This window comes from Kineococcus gypseus, from assembly GCF_050871305.1.
Classification (GTDB): Bacteria; Actinomycetota; Actinomycetes; order Actinomycetales; family Kineococcaceae; genus Kineococcus; species Kineococcus gypseus.
The window spans coordinates 1-20,314 of record NZ_JBJLRD010000001.1 but is presented as its reverse complement, the minus strand read 5'-3'; the positions used below and the strand labels follow the sequence as shown (position 1 = coordinate 20,314).

Sequence of the window (20,314 nt, the reverse complement as noted above, 5' to 3'; positions counted from 1 at the left end):
GCGACCCCGCCCGCGCCCGCTCCGGCGCCCCCGGCTCAGCCGCGCGGCTTGACCAGGTGCACCAGCTCGACGCCGCGGTCGTCCACGCCGGTGCTCGCGCGCACGTACCCGGCGCGCTCGTAGCGCGCGAGGGTGGCCGCCGAGCCCCCGCCGGTGAACAGCGCGAACTCGCGCACCGCCGCCGGGGCGGCGGCCTCGACGGCCGCGAGCAGCGCCGTGCCGGTGCCGCGGCCCTGCTGGTCCGGGGCCACGCACAGGCGCCCGACGTGCCCGCGCGCGCCGTCCACGCGCAGGCGCACCGCGCCGACGAGGCGCTCCCCGCCCCCGGGGCGCGCCAGCACGGCCACCAGCACCACCGTGGCCGGGTCCTCGACCGCGGCGGCGACGGAGGCGAGGTCCTCGCGCAGCGGCGGCAGCAGCGGGTCGCCGTAGCGCTGCGCCTCGGCGACGAACGCGGCGCGCTGGACGGTGAGCAGCTCGCCGGCGTCCTGCGGACGGGCCGGGCGCAGCACCACCGGTGGCGCCGCGCCCGGCCCGGTGGTGCTCAGCGCAGGAACCACCGGCCCGGCTCGGCGAGGCGGTCCACCTCGGCCGGGCCCCAGGTGCCCTCGGCGTACGGCAGCACGGCCGGGCGGTCCTGCGAGAACGGCTCGATCGTGCGCCAGGCGGCGCGCAGGCCCTCGACGCCGGTGAACAGCGAGCGGTCGCCGGTGAGGACGTGGTGGATCAGGTGGGCGTACGGCAGCGCGGGCTCGGTGCCCTCGAAGCGGTCCAGCGCCAGGCTCGCGGTGCCCTGCACGGCCCCGCCCTCCACGCCCGGGCGGCGCACCGTGGCGCGCACGTCCAGCGAGCCGCCCTCGAGCAGGGAGAAGCTCACCACGGCCGGCTCCCCGGCGGCGTCGCCGGCGTAGGGCCCGGTGGCCGGGGGCTTGAGCACCAGGGTGATGCGCTGCTCGTCGGCGGCCATCTTCTTGCCGCTGCGCAGCAGGAACGGCACGCCCTCCCAGCGCTCGGTGTCCACCCACAGCCGCGCCGCGGCCAGCGTGTCGGTGCTCGAGCCCTCGGGCACGCCGTCGATGTCGAGGTAGCCCTCGAACTGGCCGAGCACGACGTCCTGCGGGCCCATCGCGCGGAAGCGCTGCACCGCGGCGTCGCGGGCCGCCTGCACCGTCTCCGGGCGCAGGTCCGCCGGCGGCTCCATGGCCACGGTGGCGGCCAGCTGGAACAGGTGGGTGACGATCATGTCCAGGAAGGCGCCGGTGGCGTCGTAGAAGCTCGCGCGCTGGGCGACGTCGAGGGTCTCGGCGATGTCGACCTGCACCTGCGCGACGTGCTCGCGGCTCCACAGCGCCGCCAGCCAGGGGTTCGCCAGGCGGGCGTGGATGAGGTCTTGCGCCGCCTCGAAGGCGAGGAAGTGGTCGATGCGGTAGACCTGCTCCTCGTCGAAGACGCGCTGCACCTCCGCGTCGAGCTCCTCGAAGGTGTCCAGCGAGGTGCCGTAGGGCTTCTCGTAGACGACGCGGGAGCCGGCCGCCAGGCCGTGCGCGTCGAACGCCTTCGTGGTGGCCAGGAACGCGCCCGGCGGGATCGCCAGGTAGTGCACGAGCTGCACGTCCCCGGTGCCCAGCTGCTCGTGGGCCTCGGCCAGGACGGCGGGCAGGGCGCCGGGGTCCTCGGCGCTGAAGCCGCCGCTGGCGAAGAGCAGGTGCTCGGCGAAGTCGTCCCACGGGCCCTCGGAGGGCTGCGGGCCGAACTCCTCCAGCGCCTCGCGGATGAAGCCGCGGAAGTCCTCGTGCGACATCTCGCCGCGGCTGCTGCCCACCAGGCGCCACTGCGGCGGCAGCAGGCCGAGCTTGGCGAGCTGGAAGAACGCCGGCATCACCAGCCGGCGCGAGAGGTCGCCCGTCGCGCCGAACATGACGAACACCGTGGGCTTGTCGTCCCGGGGGGACTGGGCTGCATCGGTCACGGTGCTAGACGGTATTGCCTCGCGATCGCCCGGCGCGCGCCGGTGCGGAGTAGGGTGCGGCCCGTGACCACCACGACGACCGCCGTGCGCCCGGGCCCGCGCGCGCCGCGCGGCGCGTGGTGGTGGGTGTCGGCGGTCGCCTGACGCTCCCACGTCCCGGTGGCCGCCTCGTCGAGGGGGCCCGCCAGCCGGGGCGCTCCCCTCGACGGCCGGCCGCGCCAGCCCCACCGAGGAGGAACCCCCGTGCCGCACCCCGACCCCGCCGCGCTCGTCGCCGAGCTCGTGCGCGGCGACGCGCCGTTCGCGCTGCTGCGCCGCCTGGACCCGCGCACCGGCGAGCCCGGCCCCGTGGAGGTCCTGCGCGGGCCCGTGAGCACCGTCGAGCGCCTCGCCGACGTGCCGCTGCCCACCGGGGCGCCGGGCGCCGCCGTGGCCGACGCGCTGGCCCTGGTGCCCTTCCGGCAGCTGCGCGAGCGCGGCTTCGAGGTCCACGACGACGGCACGCCGCTGCAGGTGCTGCGCGTGGAGCGCGCCGAGGAGGTGGCGCTGGAGGAGGCGCTGCGGGTGCTGCCCGACGCGGACGTGCCGCTGCGCGACGTGGCCCCGGACCTGTCCGACGAGGACTACGCCGACGTGGTGCGCCGCATCGTGCAGGAGGAGATCGCGCAGGGCTCGGGCGCCAACTTCGTGGTGCGCCGCGACGTGGACGGCGCGATCGACGGCTTCAGCGCCACCACCGCGCTGAGCCTGTTCCGCCGCCTGCTGGTGGCCGAGCAGGGCGCCTACTGGACCTTCGTGGTGCACGTGCCCGGCGAGGCGGGCGCCTCGCGCACCCTCGTGGGCGCCAGCCCGGAGGTGCACGTGCGCATGGCGCGCGGCGAGGTCGTCATGAACCCCATCTCGGGCACCTACCGCTACCCGGCCGCCGGCCCGGACGCCGACGGGCTCGTGGAGTTCCTCACCGACCCCAAGGAGGTCGAGGAGCTGTTCATGGTGGTGGACGAGGAGCTGAAGATGATGTGCTCCGTCGGCGACCTCGGCGGCACCGTGCACGGCCCGTACCTGCGGGAGATGGCCAACCTGGCGCACACCGAGTTCGAGCTGCGCGGTCGCTCCACGCTGGACGCGCGCGAGGTGCTGCGCCAGACCATGTTCGCCGCCACCGTCACCGGCAGCCCGCTGCAGAGCGCGTGCCGGGTCATCAAGCGCTTCGAGCCGTCCGGGCGCGCCTACTACGCCGGCGCGCTGGCGCTGCTGGGACGCGACGGCGACGGCGCGCAGACGCTGGACTCCCCCATCCTCATCCGCACCGCCGACGTGCGCACCGGCGCCGACGGCACCGGCCGGGTGCGGGTGTCGGTGGGCGCGACGCTGGTGCGCGGCTCGACCGCCGAGGGCGAGGTCGCCGAGACGCACGCGAAGTCCGCCGGCGTGCTGCGCGCCCTGGGGGCGCTGCCGCCGCTGGCGCGCAGCGGCACCGACGCCTCCGGCGCGCCGGTGCGGCGGGTGCCGCTGTCGGCGGACCCGCGGGTCTCCTCGCTGCTGGCCGCCCGGCGCGAGCGGCTGGCGAGGTTCTGGCTGGAGCCGCAGCGCCTGGCGGAGGGCGCCCCGCTGGGCGAGGCGCTCGTGGTGGACGCCGAGGACACCTTCACCGCGATGCTGGTGCACCTGCTGGCCTCGGCGGGGCTGCGCGCGCGGGTGCTGCGGTACGACGACCCCGGCCTGGACGCGGCGCTGGCCGCGCACCGCGGCCTGGTGGTGGTCGGCCCCGGCCCCGGCGACCCCGAGGACGCCTCCGACCCGCGCATCGCGCGCCTGCAGGAGCTGGCGCGCCGGCTCAGCGCCGACGCGCGCGCGGGCGGCAACCCGCTGCTGGGCGTGTGCCTGGGCCACCAGCTCCTGGCGGGCACCCTGGGCCTGCCGCTGCGCCGCAAGGACTCGCCGCACCAGGGCACCCAGCTGGAGGTGGACCTCTTCGGCCGGCGCGCCACCGTGGGGTTCTACAACTCCTTCACCGCGCGGGTGGACGAGGACGCCGTGTCGCGGCTCGCCGAGCAGGGCACCGAGGTGAGCACCGGCCCGGCCGACGAGGTGGTGGCCCTGCGCGGCGCGGGGTTCGCGGGCATCCAGTTCCACCCGGAGTCGGTGCTCACGCTGGAGGGCCCGGACCTGCTGCGCTCGCTGGTGGGACCGCTCACCGCGCGCTGAGCACCCCGGCCGGGACCGGCCCGCGCGCGCCGCGGGCCGGTCTCAGCCGCGCACGCGCTCGAGCAGGGCGCGCATCCGCTCGACCTCGACCTCCTGCGTGACGGCCACGTCGGCGGCCATCTCCTGCACGCGCACGTCCGTGCCGGCGGCCAGGGCCTCCTCGGCCATGCCCAGCGCCCCCCGGTGGTGCGGGATCATCAGCTCCAGGAAGAGCTCGTCGAAGTCGGCGCCGCGCGCGCCGGCCAGCTCCTCCAGCTGCGCGGGCGTGACCGCGCCGGGCATGTCGTGCGCCTCCCCGCCGTCGCCGCCGTGGCCGCCGTGGTGGTCCTGCAGGGCGACGGCGCCCTCGACGCCGCCGCGCTCGGCCAGCCAGCTCTCCAGCACGTCGACCTCGGCGCCCTGCCCGGCGGCGATGCGGGCGGCGAGGGTGCGCACGTCCTCGTCCTGCGCGCGCTCGGGCGCCAGCTCGGCCATCCGCAGCGCCTGGCGGTGGTGCGGGACCATCGCGACGGCGAAGGCCACGTCCGCCGGCGCGGGCGGCTCCTGCTCGACCTGCGGGACCGCCGTCGCCGTGGCCGCCGGCTCGCCGGGACCCCGCGGCAGCAGCACGGGGGCGGTGGGGGCGGGCGGTTCGGCGTCGGCCGCGGAGCAGCCGGTCAGCACGAGGGCGCACAGCAGCACAGCGCCGGGGGAACGCTTCACCGGCTGGTGTCTATAGGTGACTGACTGTTCAAGTCAAGGCTGTACGGCGGCTGTGGGACGGACCAGACTGCGTCCACCCGCCACCGCACCCGTGAGGAAGCCCGTGACACCCGTGCACCCCGCCCCCCGGTCCACCCCCCGACCCACCGCGCGCCCCACCACCCGCGCCCCGCGCCGCCTGGCGGCCGCCGGCCTGTCCCTGGGCCTGCTGGCCGTCGGCGTGCCCGCCGCGGCCGCCGCCGAGCTGCCCGGGGTGGACGAGGTGGTCTCCAGCGCGAACCTGCGCCAGATCGCCAACGTGCCCAAGCAGGGGCCCTTCGCCACGCAGACGGCGTTCGGCACCGACATGGCCTTCCAGGGCGACCTGGCCTACGTGGGCAACTACGAGGGCTTCACCGTCTACGACATCGCCGAGCCCGAGCAGCCGCGCATCGTCAGCCAGGTGGTCTGCCCCGGCTCGCAGAACGACATCAGCGTCTACGGCGACCTGCTGTTCCTGTCCACGGACTCCAGCCGCAGCGACTCCTCCTGCTCCAGCGTGCCCCAGGCAGCCACCGTGGAGTCCTCCTGGGAGGGCGTGAAGGTCTTCGACGTCAGCGACCCGGCCTCCCCGCGGTACGTCTCAGCGGTGGAGACGAAGTGCGGCTCGCACACCCACACGCTGCTGCCCGACGAGGACTCGCGCACGGCCTACCTGTACGTCTCCTCGTACAGCCCCGCACCGACCCTGCCCGACTGCGCCCCGCCGCACGACCTCATCTCCATCGTCGAGGTGCCGCTGGACGCCCCCGAGCAGGCGTCGCTGGCCGCCGAGCCCGTCCTCTTCCCCGACGGCGGCTTCGCCGGCGGCCCGCACCCGGACGGCACCAGCACCCGCAGGGCCACCGAGGGCTGCCACGACATCACCGTCTACCCCGCCAAGGACCTCGCCGCCGGCGCCTGCATGGGCGACGGCGTCATCATGGACATCTCCGACCCGCTCGCCCCGCGCGTCATCGACCGGGTGCAGGACCCGAACTTCGCGTTCTGGCACTCGGCGACGTTCAACGACGCCGGCACCAAGGTCGTCTTCACCGACGAGCTCGGCGGCGGCGGCGCGGCCACCTGCCTGCCCACCGTCAGCGACGAGTTCGGCGCGGACGCGATCTACGACATCACCGGTGCCGGCGACGACCGCGCGCTGGAGCGGCGCAGCTACTTCAAGATCCCGCGCGACAACGGCACCACCGAGAACTGCGTGGCGCACAACGGCTCGCTCGTCCCGGTCCAGGGCAAGGACATCATGGTCCAGGCCTGGTACCAGGGCGGGATCTCGGTGTGGGACTTCACCGACTCCTCGGAGCCGGAGGAGATCGCCTTCTGGGAGCGCGGTCCCCTCTCGCAGACGGAGCTCGTGCTGGGCGGCTCGTGGTCGGCGTACTACTACAACGGCCACGTCTACTCCAGCGACATCCAGAAGGGCCTGGACGTCCTGACCCTGAAGGACCCGGCCACCGCGTCGGCGCGCTCGGTGCACCTGGACCGCCTCAACGTCCAGACGCAGCCGGAGACCGGTGAGCGCGGCGGCGGCCACGGCTGGGGCCGTGACGGCGACCGCGGGCACGGCGGGCACGGCGGCCGGGGCGACGGCGGCCGCGGCTGGCCGCGGGGCTGACCCCGCCACCGGCGCGACGGGCCGCCACCGGCGGGGACCTCCCCCGCCGGTGGCGGCCCTCGTGCGTCCGGGTGGTCCCCGGCGCGCCTGCTCGACCGCGCACCGGCCCGCGGGCACCGTGGGGAGGACGCCGGGACCGGCCCGGGCGCGCGGCACGACGGGAGCGACGTGGACGACTGCTGGCACACCTTCAGCCCGCACGACCGGCGGCGCGCCGCCACGGCCGTGCCCGGCCCGCACGCGCAGGTGCTCTCCTCCTGCACCGAGTGCGGACGGGTGGTGGACCTGCTGCGGCCGGCGCCGAGCCCGCAGGGCAGCGCCCTGTTCGACCTCGACGCGCTCGGCTGACCGGGCGCACCCCGGGGACGACGAAGGCCCGGACCTGTTCGGTCCGGGCCTTCGCCTGCGAGTAGCGGGGACAGGATTTGAACCTGCGACCTCTGGGTTATGAGCCCAGCGAGCTACCGAGCTGCTCCACCCCGCGTCGGTAGGACCAGGTTACGCCCCGGCGCACGCAGGACCAAATCGGGGCCGCGGGTGCGGGGTCAGGGCGCCGGGGCCGCGCTCGGCGTGGCCGCCGGCGCAGCGCCACCCGTCGCACCGCCGAGCGCGGCCTGCGCCGCGCTGGCCGCCTCGACCGCGGCCCTCAGCCGCTCCTGCGCCTGCCCGTAGGCGGTGAAGTCCTGGCGGGCCAGGGCGTCGGCGGAGTCCTGGATGGCCTCGCGCGCCTCGGTCAGCGCCGTCTGCAGCTGCGCCTGCGGGTCGCCGCCGGCCGCCGGCGGGACCGGCGCGGGCGGCGTGGCGCCCGGGGTGGGCTCGGTGGTCGGCGAGGGCGTCGGGCCGCTGCCGGTGGGCGGGGCGCCCTGGTCGCCGGCGTCGGCGCCGGAGTCGCCCTCGAAGAGGTTGTCCAGGGCGCGGTCCAGGGTGTCGTCGATGGCGATCCGGTCGCCGAAGACGGCGACCACCTTGCGCAGCTGCGGGAAGGAGTTCTCCCCCGTGCTGCGCGCGTAGATCGGCTCCACGTACAGCAGGCCGCCGCCGACCGGCAGCGTCAGCAGGTTGCCGTAGATGACCTCCGAGCCCTGGCCCAGGCTCAGCAGGCGCACCTGCTCGGCGACCGCGGCGTTGGACTGGATGTCGTTCTGGACCTGCACGGGGCCCGCGATCACCGAGGACTGCGGCAGCTCCAGCAGGCGGATCGTGCCGTAGCCCTCGTCCTTGCGACCCGCCGTCGTGCCCGCGTCGGAGTCCACCGCGGCGAAGCCGGTGATGATCTGGCTGCTGGCGCCGCGGTTGTTGGAGGTGGGCACGTACGTCGTCGTCAGGCTGAACGCGGGCTCCTCCTGGCCGGGCATCTGCAGGGTCAGGTAGTACGGCGGCTGCGCCGGGCGCCGCTGGCCCTGCGTCACCTCCGACGTCGGGTCCGCCGGCACCTGCCAGAAGTCCTGCCCCGTCAGGAAGGAGCGCGGGTCGGTGACGTGGTAGCGCGCCAGCACCTCGCGCTGCACCTTGAACATGTCCTGCGGGTAGCGCAGGTGGCTCATCAGCTCGCCGTCGACCTCCGACAGCGGCTCCACGGCGCCGGGGAAGGCCTTCATCCACGCCATGAGCACCGGGTCGGTGTCGTCCCAGGCGTAGAGCACGACCTGGCCCGAGTAGGCGTCGACGGTGGCCTTGACCGAGTTGCGCACGTAGTTGACCGTGCGGTCCTGCAGCGCCTGCACGCTCTGCGTCTGCGTCAGCGAGTCCAGGGTCACCTCGCCCAGGCGCGTGGTGGAGGAGTACGGGAACGAGGCCGAGGTGGTGTAGCCGTCGAGGATCCACAGCACCCGCCCGTCCACCACGGCCGGGTAGGCGTCGCCGTCCAGCGTCAGCCACGGGGCGACCTTCTCCACCCGCTCGCGCGGGGTGCGGTCGTACAGGATGCGCGAGTCGGCGTTGACCTGGTTGGACAGCAGGATGTTCTGGTCGCCGAACTTCAGCGCGTACACCAGCTCGCGCGCCAGGCCGCCGACCGGCACCCCGCCCTCGCCGCTGTAGCTGGTGCGCGCGTAGCCCTCCGGGGAGTTGTCCGGGTAGTCGATCTCCACCGGGTCGCCGCCGCCGACGATGGAGTAGTCGTCGGTGTTCTCGCCGAAGTAGATGCGCGGCTCGTAGTCGCCCAGCTCGCCCTGCGAGGGGATGTTCGACTCGAAGTACGAGGGGCGCCCGTCCGGGGCGCGCTCGTTGCCGCGCGCGGCGACCACGCCGTAGCCGTGGGTGTAGACGGTGTGCACGTTGACCCAGGTGCGCTGCGAGTCGCTGAGGCCGTCGAGGTTCAGCTCGCGCGCGGCGATGACGGTGTCCTGCGTCTCGCCGTCCCCGAGGCGGTAGCGGTCCACGTCCAGCGGGTCGGGGAAGGCGTAGTAGTTGCGCTGCCCCTGCGTCTGGCGGAACGCGGTGGAGACGACGTTGGGGTCCAGCAGCCGGATGCCGGGGATGGTCTCGGCGTCGCGCTGCAGCTGGCCGGGGGTCACCTCGCTCTGCGGCTGGTAGTCGTCCGTCACCGTGTCGGCGAGGTCGTAGGCGGTGCGGGTGGCCTCGATGTTGCGCCCGACGTACTGCGCCTCCAGCGCCTGCCGGTTCGGGTTGACCTGGAAGCGCTGCACCGCCCACGGGTACACCCCGCCCACGGCGATGGCGCTGACCACCAGCAGGCCGGTGCCGATCGCCGGCAGGCGCCAGGAGGCGCCGGCCGCGGCGGCGACGAACAGCAGCGCGACGACCACCGCGACGATCGCCAGGATCGCCCGGGCCGGCAGCACCGCGTGCACGTCCGTGTAGGACGGGCCCACCACGTCGGCGATGTCGATGTTGCCCGACTCGCTGACCATGATCTCGTAGCGGTCCAGCCAGTAGCCCACGCCGCGCAGCACCAGGAAGGCCGCGGCCAGCACGGCCAGGTGCACGCGCGCCTCGCGCGTGGTGCGCGGCCCGGCCCCGGACAGGCGCAGCCCGCCGTAGAGGTAGTGGGTGGCCAGCGCCGCCAGGCCGGCGAGCACCACGGCCGCGGACAGGAAGCTGACCACGAACGTCAGCCACGGCAGCGTGAAGACGTAGAAGCCCTGGTCCATGCCGAACTGCGGGTCGCGCGCGCCGAACCCGGTGCGGTTCCACCACAGCAGCAGCGTCTCCCAGCGGCTCATCGCCACCGACCCGCCGAAGAGGGCCGCGGCCACCGAGAGCACCACGACCACCAGGCGGCGCAGCGGCTCCAGCGACTCGCGGTAGCGGTCCAGGCCGGCCTGCTCGGTGGAGATCGGCGCGTACACCGGGCGCGTGCGGTAGCCCAGCGTCAGCGACAGGGCGACCGCGCCGCCGAGCAGCAGCGCGCCGGCGGCGAAGAGGGCCACCTGCAGCCACAGCCGGGTGGTGAAGGTCTGCAGGAAGCCGAGCTGCTCGAACCACCACACGTCGGTGAGCACGCGGGCACCGACGACGACGGCCACGACGGCCCCGAGCAGCACGAGGACCGTGGGCAGGGCGGCCCCGCGGCGCCGGCGCGGCAGCACCGGCCTGGCGGGGCGGCTGGGAGGGAAGCTCACGAGCAGCGCAACGCGCGAGCGCCCGCACGGGTGCCCGCGTGCGCGGATCGTGACCTCGTCGTTGCCCCGGGTACCCCCGGAGCGGCCGGGCGCGGTGCGCGGGAGCGCCGCGGGGACGCCCTGCGGGGTCGCGGGAGCGCGCCCGCTCCCCCCGACGGGGGTCGGCGGGCGCGCGCGGCGGCGTGCCACCATCGGGTGCGTGAGCGAGCCCGACACGACCACCGCACCCGCGCGCCCCTCAAGCTCCCTGTGGCGCACCGTCGCGGAGGTGGAGCGGTACGTGGCCGCCGACGGCTGGGGGGCGCCGGTGCGCCTGTTCGCGCTCGTGCGCACCGCCGACGCGCTGCGCCGCGACCCCGCCCTGGCCGACCGCCTGCCCGAGCACGTCGTCGCCGAGGCGCGCGCCGACGCCGGGCACCTGACGTCCGTGGAGCAGGACGGCCTGCCCGACGTGGCCGACCTCGACGAGCTGCTGGGCCAGCTGGCCTGGCCGCCGGGCGTGGACGGCGCCGCCCTCGTCGTCGAGCGCGTGCTCGTGCCGCCGGACGCGGAGGCGGAGGTGCGCGCGGTCACCGCCCCCGACGACGAGGAGGCCCGGGCGGCCGCGCTGGCCGCCCACCCGCTCGCCGAGGACGTGCGCATCGCCGTGGGCGTGCTGCGCGACGGCAGCCACGAGTGCGCGGTGCGCTCGCGCTCGAAGGACTCCGACGGCGAGGTGGCCACCGGCGCGGACCTCGTGCCCGGCCTGGTCGGCGCGCTGCAGGCGACCCTGCAGGACTAGCGCCCCCGCCCCCGCCTCCGCCTCCGCCCCCGCCGCGGGCGCGGCGCCTCAGCCGGCCGCGCGCGCGCCGGAGCCGGTGGCCGCGTCCCCGGGCGCGTCCGCGCACGTGCTCAGCTCCTCGCCGCGGCCGGCGCCGATGGCCTCCACGGCCGTGCGGGCCTCGTGCAGGGTGCGCACCGGCACCACGGTGATGCCCGCGGGGGTGCCGCCGGCCACCTCCGGGCACTCCGCGGCCGGGGCCAGGAACCAGCGCGCGCCCTCGCGCCGCGCGCCGGCCACCTTCTGGCGCAGGCCGCCGATCGTGCCCACGGTGCCGTCGGCGGAGATCGAGCCGGTGCCGGCCACGTGCTCGCCACCGGTCATGGCGCCGGGGGTGAGCAGGTCCACCAGCGCCAGGGCGAAGACGGTGCCCGCGCTGGGCCCGCCGACGTCGTCGATGGCGATGTCCACGTCGTAGGGGATGTCGTGCTCCACGTCCGGCACCACGCCCAGCAGCGTCTCGCCGGCCGGCGCGTAGGTGCGGGTGGCGACCTCCACGTCCTCCTCGCCGCGGCGCACGCCCAGCCGCACCGGCGCGCCGGGCTCCAGCGCGCCCACGGCCGCCCGCAGCGCGGCGAAGTCGCCGACGTCCCGGCCGTCCACCGCGGTGATGACGTCGCCCGGGCGCAGCACCGCGGCCGCCGGGGCGTCGGGGTCCACCTCCTGCACGCGCCGGGTCGTCGTGGACGGCACCGGCACCCCCAGCTCCCTCAGGGCGGCCACCGTGGCGGCCTCCTGCGAGCCGGTCATCTCCGCGGCGCTGAGCGCGTCCGCCTCCTCGCGCGTGGTCGTCGGCGCGAAGTACAGCGAGCGCGGCACCACCGACACGCGCGGGTCGCGCCAGGCCAGCAGCACCTCGCCCAGCGAGACCTCCAGGCCCGGGCCGCCGCGCAGCGACACCGTCGTCAGGTCCAGCCGGCCCCGCGTGGGGTAGGTCGGTGCGCCGGAGACCTGCACCAGGGCGCCGTCCCCACCCCCTCCGGCGTCCCCGGCGCCCCCGGTGTCGTCGGCGTCGTCGGCGTCCCCGGTGTCGTCGGCGTCCCCGGGCGGCGAGAGCACGTCGATGCTCGGCCCCGGGCTGAGCAGCACGTACGGCGCGTCCAGCACGCCCACCAGCGCCAGCAGCGCCACGGCGCAGAAGGAGGAGGCGGCCAGCAGGGCCCCGCGCGCGGACAGGCCCGCGGGCCGCGCGGGCGTGCCCGGGCCGGCCGCCGGACCGGGCTCGTCGGCGGGCAGCGGCGTCGCGGGCGGCACGCGAGCACCCTACGACCCGTCCCGGGCGCGCCCGCCGGGGGCGATCGCGGCGCCCGGGGGGAACCGCGCCGGGCGGCCGCTCGTCGCTCCCGCACGGGGAGGACCAGAATGGGTCCGCACCCCGGCGGACGACTGGAGGATCACCGTGGACCAGCGAGGCGACGAGGAGCCGGAGGGCTCCGAGGACGGCCAGGACGGCGGGACGGGTGGTCCCGGGCGCGAGGAGCGCGGCGGTGAGCGCGGTGCCGAGCGCGGCGGCCAGCCCGGCTTCCGGCCCTCCGGCACGCCCGGCGGGCGACCGGGCCAGGGCGGGCAGGGCAGCGGCAACCCCCTGGAGGACCTGCTCGGCCCGCTGCTGGGCGGGCTCGGCGGTCTGGGCGCCGGCGGTGGCGGGGGTGCCGCTGGTGCCGGTGGTGCGGGCGGGTTCCCCGGCCTGCCGGGCGGCTTCCCCGGCGGCATCCCCGGCTTCCCCGGCGGTGAGGGGGTGGACCCGGCCCTGCTGGGGCAGGTGCTCAACCAGCTGCAGCGCTTCCTGTCCAACCCCTCCGACGCGCCGGTGAACTGGGACGTCGCGCACGACCTGGCCCGGCAGGCGGCCGCGCAGGGCGGCGACCCCACCCCCGGGGCCGCCGAGCGGCGCGCCGTGGAGGACGCGCTGCGCGTGGCGGACCTGTGGCTGGACGGCGTCACCGACGTCGAGCAGGCGCCGACCACCGCCGAGGCGTGGAGCCGCGCCGAGTGGGTCGAGCGCACGATGCCGGTGTGGCGCCAGCTCGTCGAGCCGGTGGCGACGAACGTGGCGAACGCCATGGGCGAGGCGATGGCCTCGCAGGCGCCGCCGGAGATGGCCGCGCTGCTCGGCTCGGCGGGGTCGATGCTGCGCCAGGTCGGCGGCGGCGTCTTCGGCATGCAGGTCGGCCAGGCCATCGGCACCCTGGCCGCCGAGGTCCTCAGCACCACCGACGTGGGCCTGCCCCTGGCGCCCGACGGGCGCGCGGCCCTGCTGCCGGCGGGCGTGAGCGCCTTCGCCGAGGGCCTGGAGGTGCCGCTGGACGAGGTGCGCCGCTACCTGGCGCTGCGCGAGGCGGCCCACCAGCGGCTCTTCGCCCACGTGCCGTGGCTGCGCGGGCACCTGCTGGGCAGCGTGGAGTCCTTCGCGCGCGGCATCTCGGTGGACACCGAGCGCATCGCCGAGGCCGCCCGCTCGGTGGACCCCACCAACCCGGAGTCGCTGCAGGAGGCGCTGGGCTCGGGGATCTTCGAGCCGGAGAGCACGCCGCAGCAGAAGGCGGCGCTGGCGCGGCTGGAGACCACGCTGGCCCTCGTCGAGGGCTGGGTGGACCACGTCAGCGACGAGGCCGCCGGGCGGGTCCTGCCCCACGCGGCGGCGCTGCGCGAGACGGTGCGCCGGCGCCGGGCCACCGGCGGGCCGGCCGAGCACGCCTTCGCGGTGCTCGTCGGCCTGGAGCTGCGCCCGCGCCGCGCCCGCGAGGCGACGGCCCTGTGGGAGCGGCTGCTCGAGCGCGGCGGCGCGCAGGCGCGCGACGCCGTGTGGGACCACCCCGACCTGCTGCCCGGCGCCGAGGACCTCGACGACGCCGAGGCGTTCGTCGCGCGCCGCCTGGACGGCGGGGAGCACCGCGAGGACGACGCGATGGACGCCGCCCTGCGCGACCTGCTCGACGGCGGGCGCGGCGAGCAGCCGGGCGGCGAGCAGCCGGGCGGTGACGGCCCGGCGCGCTGACGGGCGCCGGTCCCGCCCTCAGCCGGTGCTGCGGGCGGGTCCGGCCTCGCGGGCGGCGCCACCGGTGCGGGCCCGCTGCCCGGGCCGCTGCGCCGCGGGCTCGTCGGTCGTGGCCGTCACGCCCGTCACCTCCAGGACGTCGGCGAGGTCGGTGACGTGCGCGACCGCGGCACCGGCGGCGCCGACCGCCTCGTCCGGGGCGTCGGCGGGCGCGTCGTCGGCCTCGGCCTCCGGGTCGCGGCCGGCCGCGTGGTCCAAGCCGGCCAGGAAGCCGCGGGCGCGCTCAGTGCGCGGGTAGGACTCCAGCAGCTCCCAGAAGCCGCGCGAGTGGTCGGGCACCAGCAGGTGCGCCAGCTCGTGCAGCAGCACGTAGTCGAGCACCCAGCCCGGCACGCCCTGCAGCCGCGTGGACAGCCGGACGCTGGCGTCGGCGGGCGTGCACGAGCCCCAGCGGTGCTGCTGGTTGTCCACCCACGTCACCGACGCCGGCCGGGCCAGGTCGTCCAGGTGGCGCCGGGACAGCTCGCGCGCCCGCTCCAGCAGGTCCTCCTCGCCGGGGTTGCGCCGGCGGTCCGCCGCGTCCAGGCGCGAGAGCATGCGCTGCACCCACTCGCGCTCCTCGGCGCGCGAGAAGCGGGCGGGGATGAGCACGACCGTGCGCTCGCCGTCGCGGTAGGCGGAGACGGTGCGCGAGCGGCGCCTGCTGCGGCGCACGTCCACGGTGCCGACGGCACCGGGGGCGGGTGCGGGGGCAGCACCGGGTGCGCCGGTCACGGTGACCACGGCACCGCCGGCCGGCCCCGACTGGTCAGCCCCCACCCGGGCACGGTACCGTGCGCGCCCCTCGCTGGGGAGGGGTTCGACGGCGCCCGTGCGGGCCGCGCCCGCCGGGCGCGCGGTGCCGGCCGGGGGCACGATCGGGGGCAGCGGTGCGCGGCAGCCGCCGCCGGGCAGCCCGGCGGCCCGCGCGGCGGCGAGGAGGCCTCCCGTGGCGGACACCTACCGGGGCGAGTTCTACTGCGTGAAGTGCAAGGAGAAGCGCGAGGCCGAGGGCGAGGTCGTGGAGACCAACGGCCGGCGCATGGCCAAGGGCCAGTGCCCGGTGTGCGGCACCAACCTCAACCGCATCCTCGGCAAGGCCTCCTGACCGCGGCCCCCTGACCGCGGCCCGCCGACCCGGCGGGCTGTGGACGACGGCGGGCGCCGCGGCGCGGCTGGGGCAGGGTGGCCCCGTGCCCGCCGCGCCCCTCACCAGCAGCCCCGCCGGACTCCCCCTCGCCCGCCGTCCCGGCGGCCGGCTGCAGGTGGGCTCCTCCCCGCGCAGCGGCAGCGTCGCCGGCCCCTTCGCCGAGGCCGACCTGGCGGCGCTGCTGACTCCCGGCGCGGCCGGCGGCGCGGCGCAGCGGCGCGCTCAGCGCGCCCTCGACGACCTCGTGGCCGTCGGCGCCGTGCCGGCCGGGCGGGTGCGCTCGGGCGCGGAGGGGCTGGCCGCCACCCCGGCGACGGCGGCGTGGGGACCGGACGCGCTGGCGTGGGCCGCCTACGACCCGCACGGGCCGGCCGCCGCGCGGCGCCTGGCGCTGCGGCGCGCCGCGGCGGTGGCCGTCGTCGGCTGCGGGCGCACCGGGGCGGCGCTGCTGTCGGCGCTGGCGGCCGCGGGCGTGGGTGGGCTGCTCGGGCAGGACCGGGCTCCGCTGACGGCGGCGGACGCGCCGGCGGCCGGGGCGGCGGCGGTGGGCGCGGCGGCGGTGGGCGCGGCGGTGGACGGCGCAGGGCCGCCCGGGGTCGGCGCCGAGGAGCCGTCCGGTGGATCGTCCGGTGCGGGCGGGCGCGGTGGCCCGACGCGCGGCGCCGCGGCGCAGGAGCGCGCCCGCCGCGTCGCGGCGCTGCACCACCCGCGCCCGGCGGGCACCCCCGCGCCCGAGCCGGCGCGCGCCGACCTCGTGGTGCTCGTCGACCACCACGCCGCCGACGCGGTGGCCGCCGACGGGCTGGTGGCCGAGGGGGTGCCGCACCTGTCGGTGGTGCTGCGCGACACCGACGCGCTCGTCGGGCCGCTGGTGCTGCCGGGCACCACCCCCTGCCTGCGCTGCTTGGACCTGCACCGCACGGACGCCGACCCTGGCTGGCCCGCCGTGCGCGACCGGTTCGCGCGCGCCGACGGGGCCGAGGAGAGCGCGACCGCCTCGGCGCTGGCGGGCCTGGCGGCGCTGCAGGTGCTCGCGCACCTGGACGGCGGCCGGCCCGCCGCCCTGGGCGCCACCCTGGAGCTGCTGCTGCCCGAGGGCCTGGTGCAGCAGCGACGCTGGGCGCCGCACCCGCAGTGCGGGTGCCTGGACCTGCCGGTGGGGCCGGCGCCCGCGCCCCGCTGAGGGGGCGCGGGCGCCGGGTGGTGCTGGGGTCGTGCTCAGGCGGGCGCGACGGGCGTGGCGGTGACCGCCAGCGCCGCGGCGCGCTCGGCCAGCCGCTCGGCGCGGCGCGCGGCCACCTCCGCGCGCCGACGGGCGCGCAGGGCGCGGACCACGCGGGCGCGCTCGGCGCCGCGCCGGGCCTCGGCCAGGCGTTCCCTGAACAGGACTTCCTCGACGTACGACATCTGCGGTCTCCTCCGGTGCGGAACCTGCACGGGTGCTCTGGGTGCTGCTGCTGGTGCTGCTGCTCCTGGTGCTGCTGCGGGAGCCGGCGGTGCCGCCGGCGCCGTCGCGGTGGCCGCGCTCACGCGGCGACGGGGTGCTTGCGCGGACGGCCGCGGGGCCGCTTGCGCGGCACGACCACGCCCGCGAGGACGAGCTGGCCGCCCCACACGCCCCACGGCTCGGCGCGCTCGAGCGCCCCGGTCAGGCAGGCGCTGCGCAGCGGGCACTCGCCGCACAGGGACTTGGCCAGCTCCACGTCGTCCGGGGACTCCGCGAACCACAGCTCGGAGTCGTAGCGGCGGCAGGGCAGCGGGTCGGGCGCGTGGCGGCGCTGCACGGCGCGCACCTCCTTCGGGCGGGTGGGCTCCCCCGCGGTCGGCGGGCGGGTGGGGTCGGTCCGGGTGGTCTCGGTGCGGTGCGGGCTCGGGTGGTGCGGAGTGGTGCGCACGGTCATCTCTCTGGGTTCTCTGCGGGCGGTGGACTGCCGGTGAGGAGAGCCCGCAGACGCACGAAGGCCGCGGACCCGAGGTGTCGGGATCCGCGGCCTGGAGAGCGCCGGTCTGCTGCTAGACCGGTGGACTCGTGGTCGTGGTCCCCGAGGACGGGACGGTGGAGCGGTTGCCGGTGAAGGCGTAGGCGCGGGCGTCGACGCGGCGCTTCAGCGCGGCGGCGGGACGCACGGCGAGGGCGTCCGGGCGCACTCCACCCGTGGAACCGGCCACGACGGACGCGTGGCTGCGCTCCCAGGCGATCGGGCAGCGCTCGGCGACGGTCGCGGCGGCGGTGCGCAGGACGGCGCCGGTGGTCGTGGTGGTGTCCATCGTGCTGCCCTCCCCTGCGCTGCTCGCGGCTCGTGCGCGGTGTCCCGCGCTGTCGTGATCCGACTGTAGGGGCACCCACCCGGGCGCCACAACGGTTTTTCCCGCGCCGGCCGGCGCGGGACGTCCACGCCGGCCCGTCGATGCGCGGAAGCGTTGCGGTGCAACGGTTCCGCGCCGCGGGCCGGTGTCAGCCCGCGGTCAGGACCGCCAGGACGTCCTCGCCGTACTTCTCCAGCTTGGAGGGGCCCACGCCCGGGATGCGCGCGAGCTCACCGGTGTCGGCGGGCATCGCCTCGGCGATGGCGGTGAGGGTGGCGTCGGTGAAGACGACATACGCCGGCACCGAGGCAGCGCGGCTGGTGCCGGCGCGCCACTCGCGCAGGCGCTCGAAGACCGCCTCGTCGTAGCTGGAGGGGCAGTCCGCGCAGCGGCCCAGCTTGCGCTCGACCGCGGCCGTCAGCGAGGCGCCGCACACCCGGCACAGCACCGGCCCGGAGCGCTTGGCCGAGCGGGAGGCCGACGCGCGCGCCCGTGAGGCGGCCACCCCGGCCGCCTCGGGCCGCAGGTTGTCCAGGAACCGCGAGGGCTTGCGGGTGGCGCGCCCGCCGGGGGTGCGCGAGTTCGCCCAGGAGACGTGCACGGCCTCGCGGGCGCGGGTGACGCCCACGTACAGCAGGCGGCGCTCCTCCTCGACCTCGTCGGGGGTCTCGGCGAACGAGATGGGCAGCAGGCCCTCGCTGACGCCCACGAGGTGCACCACGTCCCACTCCAGGCCCTTGGCGGCGTGGAAGGACGCCAGCGTGACCCCGTCGACCGTGGGGGCGTGCTGGGCCGAGGCGCGCTCGGTGAGCTCCTCGACGAGGTCGGCGAGCTGCGCGCCGGGACGGGTGGCGGCCAGCTCGTCGGCCAGCACCACCAGCGCCTGCAGCGACTCCCAGCGCTCGCGCACCGAGCCGGCCGCGCTGGGCGCGCGCTCGGCCCAGCCCGCGGAGGTCAGCACCGCGCGCACCTCGGCGCCGAGGTCGTGCCCGGGCAGCGCCGCGCGGGTGGCCCCGCGCAGCAGCACGACCGCGTCGCGCACCTCCTTGCGGGAGAAGAAGCGCTCGCCGCCGCGCACGACGTAGCCCACGCCGGCGTCGGCCAGCGCCGACTCCAGCGCCTGCGACTGCCCGTTGGTGCGGAAGAGGACGGCGATGTCCTTCGCGCTGCGCCCGGCGCGCACCTCGGCGGCGATGCGCACGGCCACGCCGGCGGCCTCGGCGACGTCGTCGTCGTAGGCGGTGAAGGTGGGCGGCGGCCCGGAGGGGCGCTGGGCGATCAGCTCCAGGCGGGCGCGGGCGTGCCGGCCGGTGGCCGTGGAGAGCACCGAGTTCGCCAGCCCCACGACCTCCGGGGTGGAGCGGTAGTCGCGCACCAGGCGCACGACCTTCGCGCCCGGGTGGCGGCGCGGGAAGTCCAGCAGGTGGTCGGGGGTGGCGCCGGCGAAGGAGTAGATGGTCTGGCTGGCGTCGCCCACGACGCACAGGTCGTCGCGCTCGCCGGTCCACAGGTCCAGCAGCCGCTGCTGCAGCGGCGAGACGTCCTGGTACTCGTCGACGACGAAGTGGCGGTACTGCTGGCGCACCGTGGCGGCGACGTCGGGGCGCTCGTCGAGGATGCCGGCCGTCAGCAGCAGGACGTCCTCGAAGTCGATGACGGCGCGGTCGGTCTTGACCTCCTCGTAGGTGCGCACCAGCCGCGCCACCGTCGGCAGGTCCAGGCCGCCGGGCTCGCCGCGGCCGGCGCGGGTGGCCGCGGCCACGTAGTCGTCCGGGTCGACGAGCATGACCTTGGTCCACTCGACCTCGGCGGCCAGGTCGCGCACCCGCGCGCGGTCGGACTGCAGCCGCAGCCGGTTGCAGGCGTCGGCCACCAGCGGGGCCTTGTGCTCGACGAGGTTCGGCAGGGTGCCGCCGATCGCCTGCGGCCAGAAGAACTGCAGCTGGCGCAGCGCCGCGGCGTGGAAGGTGCGCGCCTGCACGCCGGCCACGCCGAGGTCGCGCAGGCGGGTGCGCATCTCCCCGGCCGCGCGCGCGGTGAAGGTGACCGCGAGCACCCGGTTGGGCACGTAGGCGCCGGAGTGCACGCCGTAGGCGATGCGGTGCGTGATGGCCCGCGTCTTGCCGGTGCCGGCACCGGCGAGCACGCACACGGGACCGTCGAGCGTCGTGGCCACCTCGCGCTGCTCGGGGTCCAGGCCCTGCAGCACGGAGTCGGCCGACGGGGCGGCGGGGCGGAGGTCGGACGCGGTCGTCATGGCGGGGCCCATCATCCCAGGCCCGGGCGGGCGCCGCGGGCGGGCGCGCGCGGCGGCTGTGGACGCGCGCCCGGGAAGAGGCGCGGTGGCTCCGCGGTTGCAGCCGCAGGAGCGGGAAGCGCCCGCCGGAGGAGGAAGCGGTGTCGACGATGGAGGCCCCGGCCGCGGGCAGCGTGACCATGTTCACCACGACGTGGTGCGGGTACTGCCGCCGCCTGAAGAGCCAGATGGACCGCGAGGGCATCAGCTACTCGGAGGTCAACATCGAGGAGGTCCCGGACGCGGCCGACTACGTCATGAGCGTCAACGGCGGCAACCAGACCGTGCCGACGCTGCTGTTCCCCGACGGCTCCGCGGCCACGAACCCCTCCCTCGCCGAGGTCAAGGCGCGCCTCGGCGCCTGAGCGTGGCCCGGCCCGCCCCCCGCGGGGGCACGTCCCCCGCCTACCGGCCCACCGGCCCCGCGCAGTTCGCGGGCCGGTGGGCCGCCTCGCTGCCCCCGGGCGCGCGCGTGGGGGGGGGGGGGGGGGGGGGGGGGGGCGCGGCCGGGCGGGCCGCGGCCCCCGCGGGCGCCGCCGCCCCCCCCGCGCGCCCCGCGCCCGGGGCGCCCAGGAGCACACCCCCGA

The 20,314-nt window shown here is 77.2% G+C and carries 17 protein-coding genes, 1 tRNA gene and 1 pseudogene; 8 read left to right on the top strand and 11 right to left on the bottom strand.

The window, feature by feature from the left end; translation table 11 throughout:
- Positions 1-35 precede the first annotated feature (35 nt).
- Together ACRYMN_RS00095 and ACRYMN_RS00090 are read right to left on the bottom strand one after the other, a co-directional pair.
- Complete coding sequence (locus tag ACRYMN_RS00095; RefSeq protein WP_432490800.1) at positions 36-560, bottom strand: GNAT family N-acetyltransferase; 525 nt, start codon at positions 558-560, stop codon at positions 36-38.
- A complete protein-coding gene (locus ACRYMN_RS00090; RefSeq protein ID WP_432490799.1) occupies positions 545-1,969 on the bottom strand; it encodes a glucose-6-phosphate dehydrogenase in 1,425 nt (474 codons plus the stop codon). The genes ACRYMN_RS00095 and ACRYMN_RS00090 overlap by 16 nt, the downstream gene beginning before the upstream one ends.
- A gap of 243 nt (positions 1,970-2,212) precedes the next feature.
- Between ACRYMN_RS00090 and ACRYMN_RS00085 the strand changes: the two genes are divergently transcribed.
- Positions 2,213-4,177, top strand: coding sequence for an anthranilate synthase family protein (locus ACRYMN_RS00085; protein WP_432490798.1), 1,965 nt, complete (start codon positions 2,213-2,215; stop codon positions 4,175-4,177).
- Between the two features lie 42 nt (positions 4,178-4,219).
- Here ACRYMN_RS00085 and ACRYMN_RS00080 read toward each other — a convergent pair whose 3' ends face one another.
- On the bottom strand, positions 4,220-4,879 hold the full coding sequence (locus ACRYMN_RS00080) for a DUF305 domain-containing protein (RefSeq protein ID WP_432490797.1): 660 nt from the start codon (positions 4,877-4,879) through the stop codon (positions 4,220-4,222).
- A gap of 103 nt (positions 4,880-4,982) precedes the next feature.
- Here ACRYMN_RS00080 and ACRYMN_RS00075 point away from each other — a divergent pair, with 103 nt between their 5' ends.
- Together ACRYMN_RS00075 and ACRYMN_RS00070 are read left to right on the top strand one after the other, a co-directional pair.
- Positions 4,983-6,533, top strand: coding sequence for an LVIVD repeat-containing protein (locus ACRYMN_RS00075; RefSeq protein WP_432490796.1), 1,551 nt, complete (start codon positions 4,983-4,985; stop codon positions 6,531-6,533).
- Between the two features lie 168 nt (positions 6,534-6,701).
- Positions 6,702-6,881: a hypothetical protein gene (locus ACRYMN_RS00070; protein WP_432490795.1), complete on the top strand. Its 180-nt coding sequence runs from the start codon at positions 6,702-6,704 to the stop codon at positions 6,879-6,881.
- Positions 6,882-6,943: 62 nt separating this feature from the next.
- Here the strand turns inward: ACRYMN_RS00070 and ACRYMN_RS00065 are convergent.
- Both ACRYMN_RS00065 and ACRYMN_RS00060 read right to left on the bottom strand, forming a co-directional pair.
- A tRNA-Met gene (locus ACRYMN_RS00065) sits at positions 6,944-7,017 on the bottom strand.
- A 61-nt stretch (positions 7,018-7,078) separates the two neighbouring features.
- Positions 7,079-10,117 carry a UPF0182 family membrane protein gene (locus ACRYMN_RS00060; protein ID WP_432490794.1) on the bottom strand — a complete coding sequence of 1,013 codons (3,039 nt, stop codon included), beginning with the start codon at positions 10,115-10,117 and terminating at the stop codon, positions 7,079-7,081.
- Between the two features lie 199 nt (positions 10,118-10,316).
- On the opposite strand from ACRYMN_RS00060, the gene ACRYMN_RS00055 reads away from it, so the two are divergent.
- A complete protein-coding gene (locus tag ACRYMN_RS00055) occupies positions 10,317-10,898 on the top strand; it encodes a PPA1309 family protein (protein WP_432490793.1) in 582 nt (193 codons plus the stop codon).
- A gap of 48 nt (positions 10,899-10,946) precedes the next feature.
- Here ACRYMN_RS00055 and ACRYMN_RS00050 read toward each other — a convergent pair whose 3' ends face one another.
- Entirely contained in the window at positions 10,947-12,191 is a 1,245-nt protein-coding gene (locus ACRYMN_RS00050; protein WP_432490792.1) for a YlbL family protein, read from the bottom strand.
- Between the two features lie 145 nt (positions 12,192-12,336).
- Between ACRYMN_RS00050 and ACRYMN_RS00045 the strand changes: the two genes are divergently transcribed.
- Positions 12,337-13,935, top strand: a complete 1,599-nt coding sequence (locus ACRYMN_RS00045; RefSeq protein ID WP_432490791.1) for a zinc-dependent metalloprotease — start codon at positions 12,337-12,339, stop codon at positions 13,933-13,935.
- 216 nt (positions 13,936-14,151) lie between these two features.
- Here the strand turns inward: ACRYMN_RS00045 and ACRYMN_RS00040 are convergent.
- Positions 14,152-14,709, bottom strand: a pseudogene (locus ACRYMN_RS00040) (M48 metallopeptidase family protein); the annotation flags it as partial.
- Between the two features lie 214 nt (positions 14,710-14,923).
- Here ACRYMN_RS00040 and ACRYMN_RS00035 point away from each other — a divergent pair.
- Positions 14,924-15,082, top strand: coding sequence for a DUF5679 domain-containing protein (locus ACRYMN_RS00035; RefSeq protein WP_432490790.1), 159 nt, complete (start codon positions 14,924-14,926; stop codon positions 15,080-15,082).
- An 85-nt stretch (positions 15,083-15,167) separates the two neighbouring features.
- Positions 15,168-16,307, top strand: coding sequence for a hypothetical protein (locus ACRYMN_RS00030; RefSeq protein ID WP_432490789.1), 1,140 nt, complete (start codon positions 15,168-15,170; stop codon positions 16,305-16,307).
- Positions 16,308-16,342: 35 nt separating this feature from the next.
- Here the strand turns inward: ACRYMN_RS00030 and ACRYMN_RS00025 are convergent, their stop codons facing one another.
- From ACRYMN_RS00025 to ACRYMN_RS00010, 4 genes are all read right to left on the bottom strand, one after another.
- Positions 16,343-16,531: a hypothetical protein gene (locus ACRYMN_RS00025; RefSeq protein WP_432490788.1), complete on the bottom strand. Its 189-nt coding sequence runs from the start codon at positions 16,529-16,531 to the stop codon at positions 16,343-16,345.
- Between the two features lie 119 nt (positions 16,532-16,650).
- Positions 16,651-16,917, bottom strand: a complete 267-nt coding sequence (locus ACRYMN_RS00020; RefSeq protein ID WP_432490909.1) for a WhiB family transcriptional regulator — start codon at positions 16,915-16,917, stop codon at positions 16,651-16,653.
- Positions 16,918-17,137: 220 nt separating this feature from the next.
- Positions 17,138-17,392: a hypothetical protein gene (locus ACRYMN_RS00015; RefSeq protein WP_432490787.1), complete on the bottom strand. Its 255-nt coding sequence runs from the start codon at positions 17,390-17,392 to the stop codon at positions 17,138-17,140.
- Positions 17,393-17,579: 187 nt separating this feature from the next.
- Positions 17,580-19,688, bottom strand: coding sequence for an ATP-dependent DNA helicase UvrD2 (locus ACRYMN_RS00010; RefSeq protein WP_432490786.1), 2,109 nt, complete (start codon positions 19,686-19,688; stop codon positions 17,580-17,582).
- Between the two features lie 149 nt (positions 19,689-19,837).
- On the opposite strand from ACRYMN_RS00010, the gene ACRYMN_RS00005 reads away from it, so the two are divergent.
- Positions 19,838-20,092, top strand: coding sequence for a mycoredoxin (locus tag ACRYMN_RS00005; RefSeq protein WP_432490908.1), 255 nt, complete (start codon positions 19,838-19,840; stop codon positions 20,090-20,092).
- Positions 20,093-20,314: the final 222 nt, after the last annotated feature.

Coding starts and splice junctions, on each gene's coding strand:
- ACRYMN_RS00025 (WP_432490788.1), bottom strand. CDS start 16,531: ATGTCGTACGTCGAGGAAGTCCTGTTCAGGGAACGCCTGGCCGAGGCC.
- ACRYMN_RS00015 (WP_432490787.1), bottom strand. CDS start 17,392: ATGGACACCACCACGACCACCGGCGCCGTCCTGCGCACCGCCGCCGCG.
- ACRYMN_RS00010 (WP_432490786.1), bottom strand. CDS start 19,688: ATGACGACCGCGTCCGACCTCCGCCCCGCCGCCCCGTCGGCCGACTCC.
- ACRYMN_RS00005 (WP_432490908.1), top strand. CDS start 19,838: ATGGAGGCCCCGGCCGCGGGCAGCGTGACCATGTTCACCACGACGTGG.